Source organism: Hamadaea flava (assembly GCF_024172085.1).
Classification (GTDB): domain Bacteria; phylum Actinomycetota; class Actinomycetes; order Mycobacteriales; family Micromonosporaceae; genus Hamadaea; species Hamadaea flava.
The window spans coordinates 7,188,795-7,205,284 of the sequence record NZ_JAMZDZ010000001.1 but is presented as its reverse complement, the minus strand read 5'-3'; the positions used below and the strand labels follow the sequence as shown (position 1 = coordinate 7,205,284).

The window sequence follows — 16,490 nt, the reverse complement described above, 5'->3', positions numbered from 1 at the left end:
TTTCTCCTAAGCGAGGAAGTTCTTGAGCTCGGTGACGAGTTTGCGGATGTGCCCGGAGATCACCGGGGTGCCCTGATCCTTGAGCTTCTGCCGGAACCAGGGATTGACGCTGGCCTGGCCGCCGCTGTTGACCGAGCCGACCGGAATCAGCTTGGCCCCCGAGCGGTGCACGGCCTGCAGGCCGTTGAAGACAGCCTGGTCCTGCGACTCGTAGAAGTCGGAGATCCAGACGAGCACGGTGTTGCGCGGATCGGCGACCTTCGGCCGGGCCAGGTCCAGAGCGACCGTGCCGTCGGTGCCGCCGCCGAGGTTGGTGCGCAGCAACACCTCGAACGGGTCCTGCACCCACGGGGTCAGGTCCAGCGCCCGCGTGTCGTACGCGATCAGGTGCACGTCGACCTTGGGCAGCCCGGCGAAGATCGACGCCAGGATCGTGCAGTTGACCATGGCGTCGACCATGGACCCGGACTGGTCGACCACCACGATCAGGCGCGCCGGGGTGGTGCGCTTGGCGGTCTGCCGGTAGAACAGCTTGTCGACGTAGAGCCGCTCGTCCTCCGGGTTCCAGTTGGTCAGGTTCTTCCAGATCGTGCGTTCGAGGTCGAGGTTGCGGTACACCCGCTTCGGCGGCACCGACCGGTCCAGCGTCCCGGTGCTGGTCTGCTGTACCTGCGTACGCAGAACCTCGGCGACCTCGTCCACGAACCGCCGGATGAGCGCCTTGGCGTTGGCCAGCGCCACCCCGGACAGGTTGTCCTTGTCCCGCAGCAGCTGCTCGATCAGCGACATGCTCGGAGTCAGCTGCTTGGCCAGTTTCGGATCGGCCAGCACCTCCCGCAGCTGCATCCGCTTCACCAGGTCGCCTTCCACCCCGGCGAGCACCCCGGCCAGCTCACCGGCAGCGCCCGGCCGCGACCGCAGCTGCCCCGGCTCGCAGCCCATCGCCTTCTCGAACCAGCCCGCGTCCGACTGCCACTGGGCCAACTGCGTCGCGGAGACATTGCCCGACCCGGTGGCGAAGACGTTGAGCAGCACCTTCGACACCAGCGCGGCCCGGCGTACCTGGGCTTCGCCGGTGGGCGCCTCGTCCTCCGGGGGCACCATGAGGCCGTCGAACTCGGCGGCCAGCTCCGGGAACCGCTGCACCACTGTGTCGACCGCGACCGACGGGTCGAGCAGGGCCGCGGGCAACCCCGCCGCCTGCACCGTCGCCATGCTCGCCGACTCCAGCGCGGGCTGTTCCTCGCCGCCGTCGAAGATACGGGCCAGCAGCCGCCAGTAGAGCACCTGGCGGCGGGCATCCAACTCGGTCATTTACGCAGCAGCCTTCCCGCGCGCTCGCGCAGTACGCCAACCGCGTCCCCGGCCGCGGCCTCCGCCTTGGCCTCCTTGGGATCCGACGGCCCCATCGCCCAGTCGCCGCTGTACGCCGTGACCGGCTTCTTCTTCACCGTCGCCGCCACCGCCAGCGGCTGCACCAGCCACCGCCCGGCGTCCCAGCGCAGCAGGCCGATCATCGCCGACGCCCCGGCCGCCATCTCGGCCGTGATCGGACCGGCCGAGCTGATCCGGTCGGTGTCGACGGTCAGCGGACCGTCCGCGGCCAGCTGGTGCGCCTCGAGGAACACCGGCTCGGCCGGGCGGACGGGATGCCGGTCCAGCGGCGGCACCGCGGCGGCCACGGCCTGCGCGAGTTGCACCCGCGCGGTCGCGAGCGGATCGGCCGGCTCGCCCGCCGCCGCGCACGCCTCGTCCCAGAGCAGGTCGCCCGAGCCGAGCAGGGTCATGCCCGTCAGGTCGAGACTGCGCTGCTCGGCCAGCGCGGCCAGCAACTGCGGATAACCGCGCAGCAGCCGCCACACGGCCGCGCCGCTGATCGTGTCGACCTTCGCGGCGCTGACCGAGATCCGCACCAGCTTGGGCGCGCCACCGGCCTCCAGCAGACCGTGCACCTGCGCCTGCACCGCGGTCGGGTGCTCGTGCAGGTCGACGCCCAGCGGCAAGAACCGCCCGGTGACCGGCTGACCGGCCGCCGACACCGGGAATCCCGGCTGAGCCAGCAACATCGCCCGGGACCAGAGGTCGGCCCAGCGACGCACCGGCAACTGCGGCAGCGTCAGGATGGGGCTCGACGCGCGCAGCTCGGCGGCGAACCCGTCGAGCAGCACCGCGAGGCGACGCGTACGCGGTTCGGCCAGCAGTCCTTCGATCAGCGGGTCGGCCGTGCCGACGAGATCCTCGGTGACTCCCCGCCAGCCCGCCACCGCCAGCTCGACCAGCCAGGTGCGTACGCCGCTGAGCAGGTTCTCCGCGACCGCGTCCGCCGCCGGCGGCGCCTGCCACGGCTCCCGCTGCCGGCCGATGGCGCTGTCAAGCCCGGTGTGCAGCGCGTCGTGCACCGCTCCGAGCAGCGCCAGCCGGCCACCCGCCAGCGCCGCGAGATACTCGTCGCCGGGCGAACCGGCCACGACCTTCGCCGCCGCGTCGGCCAGTCGCTCACCGAGCGGGGTCGCGCCGAACGCGCCGGCCAGCCCGGTCAGCGCCGCCTGCCGCGACTCGCTCAACCGGCCGAAGCCGTGAGTGAGCGCCTCGTCGAAGGCGGTCACCGTCTCCATGGTCTCCGCGACGCCGGTCGGCGTCTGCGCCAGCCATTCCACCAACATCAGCGCCCCGCCTTCGCCGACGGCGTCTGCGTCGCCGGGAACCAGTGCAGCTCCGGCAGCGGCTCGACCGAACCCGGAAGCTCCAGGTAGGACAGATGCCGCAGGAACCGGGCGAACACCCCGGCGGCCGGCGACCGCTCCAGCTTCCAGGAGGTCATCCCGACCAGGTCCCGGCCGCGCAGATTCTCACCCTCGGCGTCGATGCGCAGGTAGCGGGCCACCTGCTCGGCGCCGAACTGCACGACGGCCTCGTCGATCAGCGAGTCGAGGTGCTTGCAGGTGTAGTCGTCACCGTAGAGGCCGCCGCACGGCCGGTTGTTGTTCGTCGAACAGCTGTAGGTGTGGTCGCCCGCAGTGAACTGCGAGACGTAGACCCGTTCGATGTCCGATCCCGACGAGACGACCCCCTGCAATCGACCCTCGGCCAACTCCACGAAGGGCACCTTCGCGAGTTTTCGCGGCCGGGCCGGCGGCACCACCACTGCGGTGCTACGGGCTTCCCAGTCCAGTACCGGCGACACAGGTGGCTGCACGCCATCGACCTCCCCAGGCGAAACGCGCGCGCCACTGTGGACGCCCGCGGAACGGATGATCCGTGAACGCGACAGTTCTACAGCACGCCACCGACAATCCCTCCCCCGGGCTCAGAGGCTTTCCGGCGGATCGTCGTCCACCTCGTCCAGCGCCGCCTGCTCGTGCAACACGATGTCGTGCAGCGGCGCCTCCGGGCCGCCGAACGCCTGCCCGCGCGCCTCCCCGTCCGGGCTGCCGCTGAAGACCCGCGCGTCCTCCTCCGGCGCGGGCTCCGGCGGCACGGTCGGCACGATCGCCGGGGTGGCGGCCACCCATGCCCACTCCCGCCGCGCGTCGATCCAGGCCGCCTCCGTCCTGGTACGCGCGAAGGCCGACGGCTGCTGATCGCGTATCCATGAGACCAGGTGCTCCCGGACGAGGCACCGCAGGTCCCACAACGACGGGGCGTCGCGGGCGCTGCACAGGGCCCGCAGCCGCACCCGGCCCTCGATCGCGTCGGTGACCTGCAGTACGCACACCCGCCCGTCCCAGAGATCGCTGGTCTCCAGCAGCCGCCGCAGCTCGTCGCGGATCGGCTGCACGTGCACGGCCCAGTCGACGTCGAACTCGACCGAGCCGAGGATCTCCGACCGCGTACGCGTCCAGTTCTGGAACGGCTTGGTGGTGAAGTACGAGGTGGGCATCACGAGCCGGCGGTCGTCCCAGATCTGCAGCACGACATGGCTCAGCGTGATCTCCTCGACGCGCGCCCACTCGTTCTCGACCACGATCACGTCGTCGATCCGGATGGCTTCGCTGAAGGCCAGTTGCAGCCCGGCGATCACGTTGCCCAGTACGCTCTGCGCCGCCAGCGCGGCGATGATGCCGATGATGCCGGCCGAGGCGAGCAGGCTGGCCCCGATGGTGCGTACCGCGGGGAAGGTCATCAGCACCACGCCGACGGCCAGCAGCACGATCGCGGCGATGGTGACCCGGCGGACCACCACGATCTGCGTACGGATTCGGCGGGCCGCCCGGTTGTCGGGCACGTCGATGCGGTACCGCGCTTCGGCGGCGTCCTCCAGCGCCAGCAGGACCATCGCGACGAGCCACGCGGCGGCGACGATCAGGGCGATGCCCATCGCGTGCAGCACCCCGTGTTTGAGCTCGAAACTCTGGCGGGAGACGAGGACGACGGCTCGGACGGCGAAGATCACCGCGAAGACCTGGAACGCCCGATGAGCGTGGTCGGCCAGTTCGGCCATGATCGGCGAGCGGCGCCCGGCCCGGACGATCGTCCGATGGATGATCTCCACGACGATGAGCGCGGCAACGGCCGCGCTGAGGGCGGCGATCCACAACGGCACCGCGTCACTCCCTTCACCGGCACCTTTGAAGATCCCATATATTCCGGCACGCCCGGCCGATAAACCCTCAGCCGGTCAGAAGTCGCAGCGCCAGGGCGGCTGCGGCCCGCATGAGCAGGACGATCGGCGGCCCGATGTGGGCGAGATCATGGAAGCGCACGTGCGCGCCGACCGCCAGTGCGAAGTAGAGGACAAGGCAGGCCCCGGCGGCGATCCCGAGTGGCGCCCAGACCAGTCCGGCCAGCGCACCGGCGGCCCCGGCGATCAGGATCGCCGCGAGCAGGTTGAGCCGTCGCTCCGGTACGCCCACCCGGGCGTAGCTCGCGACGACGGACGGCTCGTGACTGAGTTTTCGGATCGCCGCGTACGCCAGCAGAGCCGCGAGAGCTGCGGTGACGGCGATGGTTGCTGCGAACACGCTCTCCAATCTATACGCTTGTACAAATTCACGCAACGGATAGAGTGTGCCCGTGCCACAGCACAGCAATCGAGGCGAGCTGATCGACGGCGTCCTGCGCTGCTTGGAACGGCTGCCCTGGGACAAGGTCACCGCGCGGGAGATCGCTGCCGAGTCCGGAGCCAACCTGGCCTCGATCACCTATCACTTCGGGTCCAAGGACGCCCTGATGACCGCGGCCGTCGTCGAAGGGCTCGACCGCTGGCTGGCCGAGATCGCGGCGGCGCTAGGCGACCTGGCCGGGCACGATCCGACGATCCGGTTCCGGCGCACGGCCGAGGCGATCGCGGCGACCCGGCGGCGGCACGAGGGGCTGGCCAGGATGTTCGTCGGTGCGCTGGCCCGGTCCCAGCACGACGACCGCGTCCGCGGGCTGCTGACCGAGGGGTTCCGCCGCTCCCGGGCCGACGTGGCGCGGGTGCTCGGCCTGGGCACGGACGCACTGGGCGAGGACGCCGGCGGAGTGGCGCTGGCGTTGTTCGACGGGCTGCTCCTCCAGGCGCTGCTGGACCCCGGGCTGGCGATCGACGGCGATCGGCTCGTCGCGGCGGAGGCCCGGCTGCGCGACCGCCTGCCGGTTTAGGGTCGGTCATGCGCGACCTGCGGCGCCTGCCCAAGGCGAATCTGCATCTGCATCTGACGGGCGCCATGCGCCCGGCCACCCTCGTCGAGCTGGCCGCACGGGCCGGGCTGCGGCTGCCGCCCCCGCTTCCGGACGGCGTGACCCACGGGTGGGACACCTTCCAGGAGCGGTACGACATCGCCCGCTCCGCTGTACGTACCGCTGAGGACGTCTCGCGCGTGATCCGCGAGACGATCACCGACAGCGAGCGCGACGGCGCGGCGTGGGTGGAGATCCAGATCGATCCCACCTCGTACGCGCGGCGCCTGGGCGGCGAGGCGGTGGTCGTGGAGACCGCGCTGGCCGCCACGGCCGGGCGGGCCGGGATCGTGCTGGCCTCGAGCTGGGCCGGGACGCCGCAGACCGCCGCCCGGATCGCCCGGCTGGCCGCGCGGTACCAGTCGCACGGTGTCGTGGGCTTCGGACTGTCCAATGACGAACGTCGAGGCCGGGTCGCGGATTTCGCCGAGGCGTTCCGGGTCGCCGCCGACGCCGGGCTCCTCGCGGTGCCGCATGCGGGGTTCTACGAGGCGGCCTGGCACGTACGCGAGTGCGTCGAGCGGCTGGGCGCGAGCCGGATCGGCCACGGGCTGACGGCGGCCGCCGACCCGGCCACGCTGGCCCTGCTGGCGGAGCGGAGCGTGACGCTGGAGGTGTGTCCGACGTCGTACCCGCCACTCGGGGTGGGCGACCTGGCGACGCTGCCGATCGCCCGGCTGATCGAGGCGGGCGTGCCGGTGGCGCTGGGCACCGACGATCCGCTGCTGTTCGGCGCCGACCTGAGCGCCCAGTACGCCATCGCCCGCCAGCTCGGCCTCGACGACGCCACGCTCGCGCTGCTCGCTCGGCAGTCGATCGCCGCCTCCGCCGCCCCCACCCCGGTACGCACCCAGCTGCTCGCCGAGGTGGACAGCTGGCTGTCGTCATAGCAGTTCGCCGCAGATCACGGTTATGCAGGTGATCTGCGGCGCGGGAAGCCTGGACAACCGTGATCCGCAGGGAAAGCCTGCGGGATACAGCTGGGCTCAGCGGGAGCGCAGGCCGTCCAGCAGTAGGTCGAGCAGCCGTCCGGCCTGCTCTCGTTGCGCCGGCTCCCCGGCGATCATGGTGACACCGCCGAGTCCGGCGAAGACGTCCTCGACGGCGACGTCGGATCGCAGCGTGCCGTCGGCCCCGCCGACGGTCAGCAGCGTGGACAGCGCCGCCAGCAGCTTCGCCCGGCTGTGCTCGTACGGGTTGCCGCCGGACGCGATGACCGCCTTGAGCGCGTCGGCCATGCCCCGTTTGGTGGTCATGTAGTCGACGAAGTGATCCATCCAGTCCCGCAGAGCGTCCGCGGGCGGCCGCTCAGTCAGCAGCTCGGGCGCGGATTCGCAGAGTTTCTCCAGCTCATTGCGGTACGCCGCCTCGACGAGCGCCTCTCGCGTGGGAAAGTGCCGGTAGAGCGTGCCGATGCCGACGCCGGCCTGCTTGGCGATGGAGTCGAGCGTCACATCGCCGCCGTCGGGGCCGGTGAACGCCTCGACGGCCACGGTCAGCAGCCGGTCGCGGTTGCGCTGGGCGTCTGCGCGCATCGGATCCCCTGGCAACCGGAGGGCCCTCCGGTTAGAGTCGGCAACGTAACGGAGGAACCTCCGCTTAGTGCGAGTGTAGCGGGATGGAGCAGAACATGAGCACCAGGATCACCACACCGTTCGGTGCGACGTCGACGGCCGCCGAGGTCATCGCGGGCGTCGACCTCGGCGGCCGCCGCGCGATCGTCACCGGTGGCGCCTCCGGCATCGGCGTCGAGACCGCACGCGCGCTGGCCGGTGCGGGCGCCGAGGTCACCCTCGCCGTCCGCGACCTGGCGGCCGGAGCGCGTACGGCTGAGGACATCGTCGCGTCGACCGGCAACAAGCACATCCACGTGGCCCACCTCGACCTGGCCGACCCCGCGTCCGCCACCGGGTTCGCCGCCACCTGGGAAGGGCCGCTGCACGTGCTGGTGAACAACGCCGGCGTGATGGCTTCGCCGCTGACGCGTACGCCGCAGGGCTGGGAACTGCAGTTCGCCACGAACCACCTCGGCCACTTCGCGCTGACCACCGGACTGCACCGGGCACTGGCCGCCGCCGGTGGCGCCCGGGTCGTCTCGGTCAGCTCGGCCGGTCACCTCAACTCGCCGGTCGTGTTCGACGACATCCACTTCGAGCGACGCCCCTACGACCCGTGGCAGGCGTACGGGCAGTCCAAGACGGCCAACATCCTGTTCGCGCTGGAGCTGACCGGCCGCTGGGCCGACGACGGGATCTACGCCAACTCGCTGATGCCCGGAGCGATCCGGACCAACCTGCAGCGCCACGTCACCGAGGAAGATCTGATGGCGATGCGGGCCCGCAGCGGCGGGACCGGCCCGCTGCAGTGGAAGACCACCGAGCAGGGCGCGGCCACGTCTGTGCTGCTCGCGGCCTCGCCGCTGCTCGACGGGATCGGCGGGCGTTACTTCGAGAACTGCACCGAGGCCGAGCCCAACCAGCCGGGCACGCGCGTCGGCGTGGCCGCGTACGCCCTCGACCCGGAGGCCGCGCAGCGGCTCTGGCAGGTGTCGGTCGACACCCTGAGCTGACCTGGCCCCGCCGAAGGATAAGGTCATTCCGCAGCATTTGCGGATGACGCGGGCGGGAGTGAGATGACCTCGGTGCAGGTGAGCGTAGCGGGTGGGCGATGCGACCTCTGCGGGGAGCGGCTCTGCCTCACCGCCCGGATCACGTCGGCGGGCCGCAGCGTCGGCCTGTGCCCCCGCTGCGACGCGGACAACCCGCACGGCGCGGAGCTGATCGCCTACTTCGCCACGCGGCCGGCGGTCGCCGCGCAGGACCGGGGCACCATCGCCGACCTGCTCGGCCGCTGGCTCGGCTCGCTCGATCAGCAGCGGGTCACCGCGCCGACGCCGTCGCTGGCCGAAGCCGCCGAGGCGTGGTGGTCGGGATACCAGAAGCGGGCCGCCCCGGACGAATCCGGAGCGGCCCGCTCAGTTCAGGGTCAGACCGTCTGACTATGCGCGCGAGCGGAGCGCTGGCGAGCGGCTCTGCGTACGCGGGCGGACAGGCGGTTGCGCTGCGCCTCGGCCACGAGTTCCTGGTGGTGGAGCTTCGCGAGTTCGAGGACTGTCTGCGGCGAGGTGAACATTGTGGACTCCTTGTCGTGGTGCCAGGTCTTGCTTCTTCTTTCGACAAGGAATATGTTGCCTGAGTAAGGGGCATAGGCCATCAGGAGCGATTACCTATCTTGGTCGGGCCGAGCTACCTAGATCGGCTCACCGCGATCTAGGTATACCTACCGCCGTCAGCCCCGCCGGCCGCGCCGCGCCCGCAGGTAGTCCGAGACTACGTATCGGCCCAGCTCCTCCGCCTCCGGGGTGAAGACCCGCCCGCCGTTGCGCCGCGCCACCGCGTCGACGAACCGCCGCAGCCCGGGGTCCTCGCCCAGCATGAAGAAGTTCAGCGTGGCGCCCGAGCGGGTCAGACCGTCCACTTCGGCCACCGTCGCCTGCACCGTCTCGTGCATCGGCGGCCACGAGAACACCGCCTCGCCGTCGGTGTCCAGGTGCGCCGTCGGCTCGCCGTCGGTGATGATCAGGACCACCGGCTCGAACCCCGGATGGCGGTGCAGATGCCGCGCCGCCAGCCGCAACGCGTGCTGCAGGTTGGTGCCCTGGACGAAGTCCGGCTCGACCGCCGCCAGCTCCTGCTGCGACAGCACCCCGGCCACCCGGCTGAACCCGACGATCTGCAGCGCGTCCTGCGGGAACCGCGTGGCCACCAGATGTGACAGCGCCAGCGCGGTCTGCTTCATCGGCCCCCACCGGCCGTCGGCCATCATCGAGAACGACAGGTCGACGCACAACGCCACCGCCGCCGACGCCCGCCGCTCGGTCTCGGCCACCTCGAAGTCGTCCACCTGCAAGGTCACGGGGACACCCGCGCCACGGCGGGTCACCGCCCGGGTCACCGTCCGCACCACGTCCAAGGGCTGCTCATCCCCGTACGCCCACAGCCGCGACGCCCCGGTCACCTCGCCCGCAGCGCCCGCGTCCCGCAGGTCGTGCTGGCCCCGCCGGCCTTCGGCCAGATCGGCGAACACGCGGCGCAACGCGGTGCCCCCGAGTCGCCGCAAAGCCTTGGGGCTCAACGTGAGCCCGTCGGCGCCCCGGGTGACCCAGCCCTGCCGGCGCAGTTCCCGCTCCAGCTCCCGCAGGCGGCGTACGTCGTCGGCGGCGGCGCGGCCCAGGTTCCGCTCGACCGCCTCGACGTCCACGTCGTCCAGGGTCGCCCCCGGATGCTCCTGGGCCAGCTGTTCGATCAGCTCGTCGAGGTCGGCGATCTCGCCGAGGGCGCCGGTCGCCTCGCCGTAGCCGAGCGGCTCCTGCCCGCGTACGCGGGACTGGCGGTCCCACGGCAGGTCGGGTCGCAGCGCCCGCAGGTTGGCCGTCAGCTCCGCCATCTGCCCGGCCAGCCCGGAACCGGCCAGCGCCTGATCCATGAGCCCTTCCAGCTCGGCACGCTGGCTCGCCGACAGCGACCGCATGAGCTGCTCCCCCGCGGCGGCCCGGCGGGCCAGCGCGTCGATCAGCTCCTCGACCGAACCGGGCTGCTCCGGGAAGAACTCCCCATGCTCCCGCATGAACGCGGCGAACGCGTCCTGCGTGTCCTCACCCCGGGCGTGCCGCCCGAGCAGATCGTTGAGGTCGCTCATCATCCGGGCCAGCCGCTGCTGCGCCGCCGGATCGTTCGCGGTGGCGCCCAGCGCGTCGCGCAGGCCGCTGAAGCGCTGCTCCAGCACCTCCTGCCGCAGTCCGTCGAGGATCTGCTGGTACGTCTGCCGGGCCTGTTCGCTGGCCCATTCGTAACCGGACAGCTCCTCGACGGCCCGCGCGGTGGAGCGCGGCAGGCTGTCCAAAGTGGCCTCAGCGAACCGGGCCGCGTCGTCGTCGCGCCCGGCCAGCTCGTCCCGCTCGGCCGCCAGCGCCTGATCCAGCAGCGCCTGCGAGCGGGTCACCGTCCCGTCGAGCGAACCGCGCCGCATCGCCTCCAGACGCATCCGCCGGGCGCGCGCCGACAGGTCGTCGAGCCCGCCACGCCCGGACGGACCGCGCCGCAGCAGGTCGCGCAGCGCCTCGCGGAGGCTGCCGCCGCTCAGCACGTCCGCGCCGACCTCGTCGACCGCCGCCCGCACGTCGTACGGCGGGGCCAGCGGATCGGGGCCGCCGCGCCACAGGCCGTAGCGGAACCGGTTGCCGCCCGCCTTGTTGCCGTCGGCCATGGTCAGCCGCGCCCGCGCTCGGCGCCCCGGTAGCGGGCGCGCCCGTCGTCGGTCAGATCCTTGGCCAGCCGCCGCGTCAGGTGCAGACCCTCCAGCACGAACTCGACCCCGGCGGCGGCCTCGCTACGCGACGGACCGTCGCCCAGTCCCAGCCGTTCCAGCGCCTTGGCCAGCCCCGGCACCGTGCCGACCTGCCGCAGCAGATCATCGGCCGCGACCAGGTCACCGGTCTCGATCACGCCACCCTCGGCGACCAGGGCGGTGAACCCGGACAGGTCGAGCCCGGCCAGGTGCGCCCGGAACGTCTCGGCGGTCGCCGCCCGCAGCAGGTGGGCGAGGATCTCAGACTCGCGACCCTCCTCACCGCTCTCGAACTCGACCTTGCCACGCAGCGTGCTGGTCACCGACACGGTGTCGCCGATGCGCGCCACCGGCTCGGCCTCGCCCAGCAGCCCAGCGCGACGCAGCGCCGACGCGGCGACCGTCTCGGCCGCGGCGATCGCGAACCGCGCGGAGACGCCGGAGCGCTGGTCGACCGACGGCGACTCGCGGACGTTGCGGGCGAACCGCGCCAGCACCTCCAGCACGTGCTCGGGCACCGGCGCGACCAGGGCCGCCTCCTGCCGGATCAGGTCCAGCTCCAGCTCCAGGTCGATCGGGTAGTGCGTACGGATCTCGGCGCCGAAGCGGTCCTTCAGCGGGGTGATGATCCGGCCCCGGTTGGTGTAGTCCTCGGGGTTCGCGCTGGCCACCAGGAACAGGTCCAGCGGCAGCCGCAGCTGGTAGCCACGGATCTGTACGTCCCGCTCTTCGAGCACGTTCAGCAGCGACACCTGGATTCGCTCGGCCAGGTCGGGCAGTTCGTTCACGGCGAAGACGCCCCGATTGGTACGCGGCACGAGTCCGAAATGGATGGTCTCCGGGTCGCCGAGCGTACGCCCCTGGGCGATGCGGATCGGGTCGACGTCGCCGATCAGGTCGCCGACGCTGGTGTCCGGGGTGGCCAGCTTCTCGCCGTAGCGCTGCGACCGGTGCAGCCAGGTCACGCGCAGCGCGTCGCCGAACTCCTCGGCCAGCCGCACCGACCCGGGGCTGATCGGGTGCATCGGGTGCTCGTTCAGCTCGGAGCCGGCGATCACCGGCGTCCACTCGTCGAGCAGTTCGATCAGCGTACGGATGAGCCGGGTCTTGCCCTGGCCGCGCTCGCCGAGCAGCACCATGTCGTGCCCGGCCAGCAGCGCCCGCTCGACCTCGGGCAGCACGGTGTCGTCGTAGCCGACGATCCCCGGGAACCGCTGCTCACCCGAGCGCATCCGGGCCAGCAGGTTCTCCCGGAGCTCCTCCTTGACGGTGCGATAGCGGTGGCCGGCGGCGCGCAGCTCGCCCAGCGTCCGCGGGAGACCTTCCGGTGTGTTCGTCACCGTTCGACGCTAGCGCGATCTTCACCCGGCGGCGTTCGCTGAGCGCTTAATACCTCGTCAACTGGTGAACGCCACGGTGAAGTCCGAGTCGGCGTACGTGTCGGTGACGTTGTTGTAGCAGTTCACCGTCACGGCATTGGACCCCCAGTACGCGGTCGCGCAGTACGTGGACGGATCGCCCCGCGAGCCGCTCTGGGCGTACCCGTAGGGAATGGAAAGGCCGGGGAAGGTGACCCGGTAGCGGCCGACGGCGAGGTAGGTGACCGTGGGCGTGCCGCCGGTGTTCCAGAAGCCCGTCGCGTAGTACGAGGCGGGATCGCCCCAGGAATGCCGGAAGTACGCGTTGCCGCGCGTGGTCGTCGTGCCCAGGACGTTGACCCCGCGCGAGTAGCTGACCGAGAAGCGCGTGTCGGCGGGGTTGCCGTTGGCGTCGACGCAGAAGACGCCGATCGGGGTGGGCGTCTCGTCGTTCTCGCCGTGGACCTCGCAGCGCACCGCGGTCGTCCCGTACGCGGTGATCTGGTAGTGCCCGTCGTCGTTGTCGGCCGGATAGTGCGCGTCGACGGTCGGGATCTGCACCATGTACACGCCTTGCGACTGCCGCCACGCCAGCGGCGACCCGCCGGTGGAGTCGTAGGAGTACGCGGTGCTCGGCGTGTACGGCGTCGCGGAGTACGCGTCGTGCGCCCAGAAGTACGCGAACGTCCCGTACGCCGCGGTCCGGTTGGTGAAGTGCGCGACGAAGTACGAGTCGGCCGGCACCCCGGCGGCGGTGAAGCAGCGGACGCTGAGGACCTCGTCGGCACCGATCGCCAGCCAGCTCGCGAGCGTGCAGATCGCTGTATTGCCCGAGCCGTACGGGCGGACCTGGGCGACTCCCCCGCCGACGGCCATCCCGGCGAACCGCACCGAGTAGACCCCGGCGGAACTACGGGTGATCGCGACCGCGCCGCCGGTGGAGTTGCGTTCGTACCCGCTGGCCGCGGTGTAGCTCGCCGACGACGGCTGGTACGCCCACACGTACCCGTCCACCTGGACCGCCGCCTGTGCGGCCGGGCTCACGAGCAGGACGGCGGCCGTCGAACCGACGGCGAGCGCGGAGGCGAGGAAGCGTCGCATGCCGATCATGCTCGGCCATGCGGCGGCGGCGGTCAGTCGCCTTCCCGACGCCCGCCGGTTCGATGCAGATCACGGGTACGCATGCTTCCGCCGGCCGGGAAAGCATGCGTACCCGTGATCTGCGGGAAACAGGGTCAGGCGGAGGCGGCAGCCGGCGCGGGCTGCCCAGCGGGAGCCGAGCGCGGCGAGGGGACGGCGGGCACCAGGGCCGGGCGTCGCCGGGCGGCGATGTCCTCGACCCAGCCGACGGCCAGCACGGCCAACGCCGTCAGCGGGGCCCCGACCAGCAACGACGCGATCTTCATCTCGGTCGTCAGCGGGGTGATCCCGGCGTACTGGAGCAGCGCGCCGGTCAGGAACAGCACCGGCAGCTGCCAGACGTAGATCGTGATCGCGCGCGCGTTGAACGCGCTGACCAGGCGTGCCAGTCTCGGGAACCGGTCCAGCCAGGCCAGGGTCGGCCGGGCGCGCAACGCCAGCAGCACGAAACCGGTGCCCCACAAGGTTTCCGCGATCGGGTCGGCGAACGGGAAGCCGCCCTGCCCCGCGCCCCAGAAGTAGCCCGCGACACCGAGTACGCCGGCCGCCGCCGCGCACACCCAGACCGGGATCCGGTCCAGCAGCCGGGTGTGCCGCGCGAACCCGAGCATCCACGCTGTGCCGTAGGACGCCGTCGACCACATGACGTCGCCGACCCGGTTGACCGGCAGCGGGACCAGCGGCGAGTACAGCAGGACCGCGCCGGTCAGCGGGGCGACCAGGGTCTTGACCGGCCAGCGCTGGAAGAACCACCAGAAGATCGGCGACAGCAGGACGAACCAGATGTACGCCCGGATGTACCACAGGGCCAGCGTGAACGCGCCGCCCCAGGAACTCGCGGGCGGGTTGGCCAGCGGCAGCACCCAGTACAGCAGGTCCTGCCAGCGCAGCGGGTTGGTCGTGTCGTGCTGCCAGCCGTTGATCAGCATCAACGGGATCGCCACCGCCGCGAGCGCCCACAGCGGGGGCAGGGTCCGGCGCAGCCGGGAGCGTACCGTCGGGGCGGGTCCCTTGCGTTCGAGCGACGCCGCGGTCATCGCCCCGGCCAGCCCGAACATCACGAACATCGACGGGAACAACACCGCCAGCCAGCTGATCCACAGCGTGTGATGAAGAAACACCCGAGTGATCGCGACTGCACGCAGCGTGTCGACATATCGGCTGCGGGGGCGGGTGGTCTTGGTCTGGGGGTCCACGGCCTGCTCGTCACCGCTGCGATTCACAGTGCGTTGCCTCGCTTTGCTGATCCGCGTAGACCCCAGCCAGCCCGTCATGGCCGGCCTGATTTCCGGTCTACCCGTACCAGTAACCTACTCAAACCTTGAAGCGGACTCAAAGCCGCCTATCGCGTGTCTATGCCGCGAACCAGGTTTTCCTGGATTTCCCAGGTTTTCACAGCGAGAATCGCAGGCTCACCGCCCCTCGCACGTCGAGCCAAGCGTCCGTCGGCGTACGCACCAGCCGCAGGACGATCTCGTCACATCCGGGGCAGCGGCCGACCAGGCCCGGACCGTGATCATGGCCGTAGACGTGCAGGGCGGCGATCGGACCGGTCAGCCCGCACGCGGCGCAGCGGCCCTCGACCGCGGTGACGTCGACCGCGAACAGCTCCCGCATCGGCCCGGCCAATGAGCTGCCGTCAACGTAGTCAAGCATCGGTTCCTCCGAAGCGTTCGGTCTTGATCCGTGCGGGCTCGTGCCCGGCGTCGATCAGCAGGTCGGCGGCCGCCTCGACGAACCCGGTCGGCCCGCAGACGAACACGGCCGGTTCGAAGTCCGGCGGCCAGCCCCATTCGGCCAGGTCGGCGGCGGTCAATCGGCCCGGCGGGCGGCCGTGGCCGTCCGGCACGCGCCGCGTATAGACGATCGTCACGTCGAGCCCACGGTCCTCCAGGGCACGGCGGCGCAACTCGTCGGCATAGAGCACGTCTTCCGGCGTACGCGTGGAGTAGACGAGCCGGAACGGAACGCGGACGGAGGCCTGGGCGCGGGCCCTGATCATGGCCATGAGCGGGACCACCCCGGAGCCGCCGGCGACCAGCAGCACCGGCGCGGTGTCGGCGGGGCGCCACACGAACCAGCCGCCGACCGGGCCGCGCAGCTCGACCCGCATCCCAGGTTGGAGCACGTCGACCAGGTACGGCGACACCTCGCCGTCGGGAATGCGCTGCACCGTCAGCTCGACGAGATCGTGGTGATCGGTGAACGCCGACGCGATCGAGTAGCTACGTTCGGTCGAGTAGCCGTCCTCGGCGGTCAGCCGCACGTCGACGTGCTGACCGGGCAGATGACCGGGCCAGCCGGGCACCTCGAAGATCAGCGAGTGCGCGCTGGACGTCTCGCCGCGCACCTCACGCAGCTCGGCCGCGCGCCAGGTCAGTCGCCTTGATACCGCTGTTCGCGCCATGGGTCTCCGTAGTCGTGATACCCGGCCGTCTCCCAGAATCCGGGCTCGTCCTCCAGCAGCAGTTGCAGACCGCGCACCCACTTGGCCGACTTCCAGAAGTACAGATGCGGCACCACTAGCCGCGCCGGGCCGCCGTGCTCGGGAGCCAGCGGCTCGCCCTCGAACTCGTACGCGATCCACGCCTGCCCGTCGAGCAGGTCGTCCAGCGGCACGTTGGTGGTGTAGCCGCCGTAGCTGTGCGCGAGCGTGAAGTCGGCCGCCGTCTCGACGTCCTCCAGCAGCGTCTCGATCGCCACCCCGCGCCACCGCGTGCCCAGCTTCGACCACTTCGTGACGCAGTGGATGTCGACGGTGAACTCCTCGGCGGGCAGCTCTTGAAGCTCGGCCCACGACCAGGTGTGCCGTTCACCCGTCTCGGTGATCACCGCGAACTCCCACGAGTCGAGCGCGACGCGGGGCGTCGGCCCGGCCGAGAGCACGGGAAAGTCCTGGGTGAGGTACTGGCCGGGCGGCAGCTTCGGCCCGGACGTCTGGCGGCGGCCGGAGAACCCCGGCGACACGATGCCCACGTGCTAGTT

The 16,490-nt window shown here is 71.3% G+C and carries 18 protein-coding genes; 4 read left to right on the top strand and 14 right to left on the bottom strand.

Annotation, left to right across the window (positions count from 1 at the left end; translation table 11 throughout):
* Window positions 1–6: 6 nt before the first annotated feature.
* The 5 genes from HDA40_RS33860 to HDA40_RS33840 form a co-directional block, all read right to left on the bottom strand.
* Window positions 7–1,314 carry a VWA domain-containing protein gene (locus HDA40_RS33860; protein WP_253761856.1) on the bottom strand — a complete coding sequence of 436 codons (1,308 nt, stop codon included), beginning with the start codon at window positions 1,312–1,314 and terminating at the stop codon, window positions 7–9.
* Entirely contained in the window at window positions 1,311–2,663 is a 1,353-nt protein-coding gene (locus HDA40_RS33855) for a hypothetical protein (protein ID WP_253761855.1), read from the bottom strand. Before HDA40_RS33855 ends, HDA40_RS33860 begins: the two co-directional genes overlap by 4 nt.
* A complete protein-coding gene (locus HDA40_RS33850; protein ID WP_253761854.1) occupies window positions 2,663–3,196 on the bottom strand; it encodes a hypothetical protein in 534 nt (177 codons plus the stop codon). Before HDA40_RS33850 ends, HDA40_RS33855 begins: the two co-directional genes overlap by 1 nt.
* Before the next feature lie 111 nt (window positions 3,197–3,307).
* Window positions 3,308–4,543 (bottom strand): mechanosensitive ion channel family protein, encoded by a 1,236-nt coding sequence (locus tag HDA40_RS33845; protein ID WP_253761853.1) that lies wholly within the window; start codon window positions 4,541–4,543, stop codon window positions 3,308–3,310.
* Window positions 4,544–4,610: 67 nt separating this feature from the next.
* On the bottom strand, window positions 4,611–4,961 hold the full coding sequence (locus HDA40_RS33840) for a DoxX family protein (RefSeq protein WP_253761852.1): 351 nt from the start codon (window positions 4,959–4,961) through the stop codon (window positions 4,611–4,613).
* A gap of 79 nt (window positions 4,962–5,040) precedes the next feature.
* Between HDA40_RS33840 and HDA40_RS33835 the strand changes: the two genes are divergently transcribed.
* A complete protein-coding gene (locus HDA40_RS33835) occupies window positions 5,041–5,583 on the top strand; it encodes a TetR/AcrR family transcriptional regulator (RefSeq protein WP_275979677.1) in 543 nt (180 codons plus the stop codon).
* Window positions 5,584–5,591: 8 nt separating this feature from the next.
* Complete coding sequence (gene add, locus HDA40_RS33830) at window positions 5,592–6,551, top strand: adenosine deaminase (RefSeq protein ID WP_253761850.1); 960 nt, start codon at window positions 5,592–5,594, stop codon at window positions 6,549–6,551.
* A 96-nt stretch (window positions 6,552–6,647) separates the two neighbouring features.
* On the opposite strand, the gene HDA40_RS33825 is transcribed toward add, so the two are convergent.
* Entirely contained in the window at window positions 6,648–7,196 is a 549-nt protein-coding gene (locus HDA40_RS33825) for a TetR/AcrR family transcriptional regulator (protein WP_253761849.1), read from the bottom strand.
* Between the two features lie 95 nt (window positions 7,197–7,291).
* On the opposite strand from HDA40_RS33825, the gene HDA40_RS33820 reads away from it, so the two are divergent.
* Both HDA40_RS33820 and HDA40_RS33815 read left to right on the top strand, forming a co-directional pair.
* Window positions 7,292–8,230, top strand: a complete 939-nt coding sequence (locus tag HDA40_RS33820) for an SDR family NAD(P)-dependent oxidoreductase (RefSeq protein WP_253761848.1) — start codon at window positions 7,292–7,294, stop codon at window positions 8,228–8,230.
* 72 nt (window positions 8,231–8,302) lie between these two features.
* The gene (locus tag HDA40_RS33815) at window positions 8,303–8,659 is read left to right on the top strand and encodes a DUF6300 family protein (protein WP_253761847.1); all 357 of its coding nucleotides are present in this window, start codon (window positions 8,303–8,305) and stop codon (window positions 8,657–8,659) included.
* On the opposite strand, the gene HDA40_RS33810 is transcribed toward HDA40_RS33815, so the two are convergent.
* The 8 genes from HDA40_RS33810 to HDA40_RS33775 all read right to left on the bottom strand — a co-directional run bounded on the left by HDA40_RS33810 (window position 8,647) and on the right by HDA40_RS33775 (window position 16,481).
* Window positions 8,647–8,793, bottom strand: a complete 147-nt coding sequence (locus HDA40_RS33810; protein ID WP_253761846.1) for a hypothetical protein — start codon at window positions 8,791–8,793, stop codon at window positions 8,647–8,649. The two genes, HDA40_RS33815 and HDA40_RS33810, sit on opposite strands and share 13 nt — an antisense overlap.
* Window positions 8,794–8,949: 156 nt before the next feature.
* A complete protein-coding gene (locus HDA40_RS33805; RefSeq protein WP_253761845.1) occupies window positions 8,950–10,926 on the bottom strand; it encodes a vWA domain-containing protein in 1,977 nt (658 codons plus the stop codon).
* A 2-nt stretch (window positions 10,927–10,928) separates the two neighbouring features.
* Window positions 10,929–12,347 (bottom strand): magnesium chelatase ATPase subunit I, encoded by a 1,419-nt coding sequence (locus HDA40_RS33800; protein WP_253761844.1) that lies wholly within the window; start codon window positions 12,345–12,347, stop codon window positions 10,929–10,931.
* Between the two features lie 57 nt (window positions 12,348–12,404).
* A complete protein-coding gene (locus HDA40_RS33795; protein ID WP_253761843.1) occupies window positions 12,405–13,466 on the bottom strand; it encodes a hypothetical protein in 1,062 nt (353 codons plus the stop codon).
* 134 nt (window positions 13,467–13,600) lie between these two features.
* A complete protein-coding gene (locus HDA40_RS33790; RefSeq protein ID WP_253761842.1) occupies window positions 13,601–14,701 on the bottom strand; it encodes an acyltransferase family protein in 1,101 nt (366 codons plus the stop codon).
* A gap of 196 nt (window positions 14,702–14,897) precedes the next feature.
* Window positions 14,898–15,161 (bottom strand): DUF6510 family protein, encoded by a 264-nt coding sequence (locus tag HDA40_RS33785; protein ID WP_253761841.1) that lies wholly within the window; start codon window positions 15,159–15,161, stop codon window positions 14,898–14,900.
* Complete coding sequence (locus tag HDA40_RS33780) at window positions 15,154–15,912, bottom strand: ferredoxin reductase (protein ID WP_253761840.1); 759 nt, start codon at window positions 15,910–15,912, stop codon at window positions 15,154–15,156. The genes HDA40_RS33785 and HDA40_RS33780 overlap by 8 nt, the downstream gene beginning before the upstream one ends.
* A complete protein-coding gene (locus tag HDA40_RS33775) occupies window positions 15,882–16,481 on the bottom strand; it encodes a sulfite oxidase-like oxidoreductase (RefSeq protein ID WP_253761839.1) in 600 nt (199 codons plus the stop codon). Before HDA40_RS33775 ends, HDA40_RS33780 begins: the two co-directional genes overlap by 31 nt.
* Window positions 16,482–16,490 lie beyond the last annotated feature (9 nt).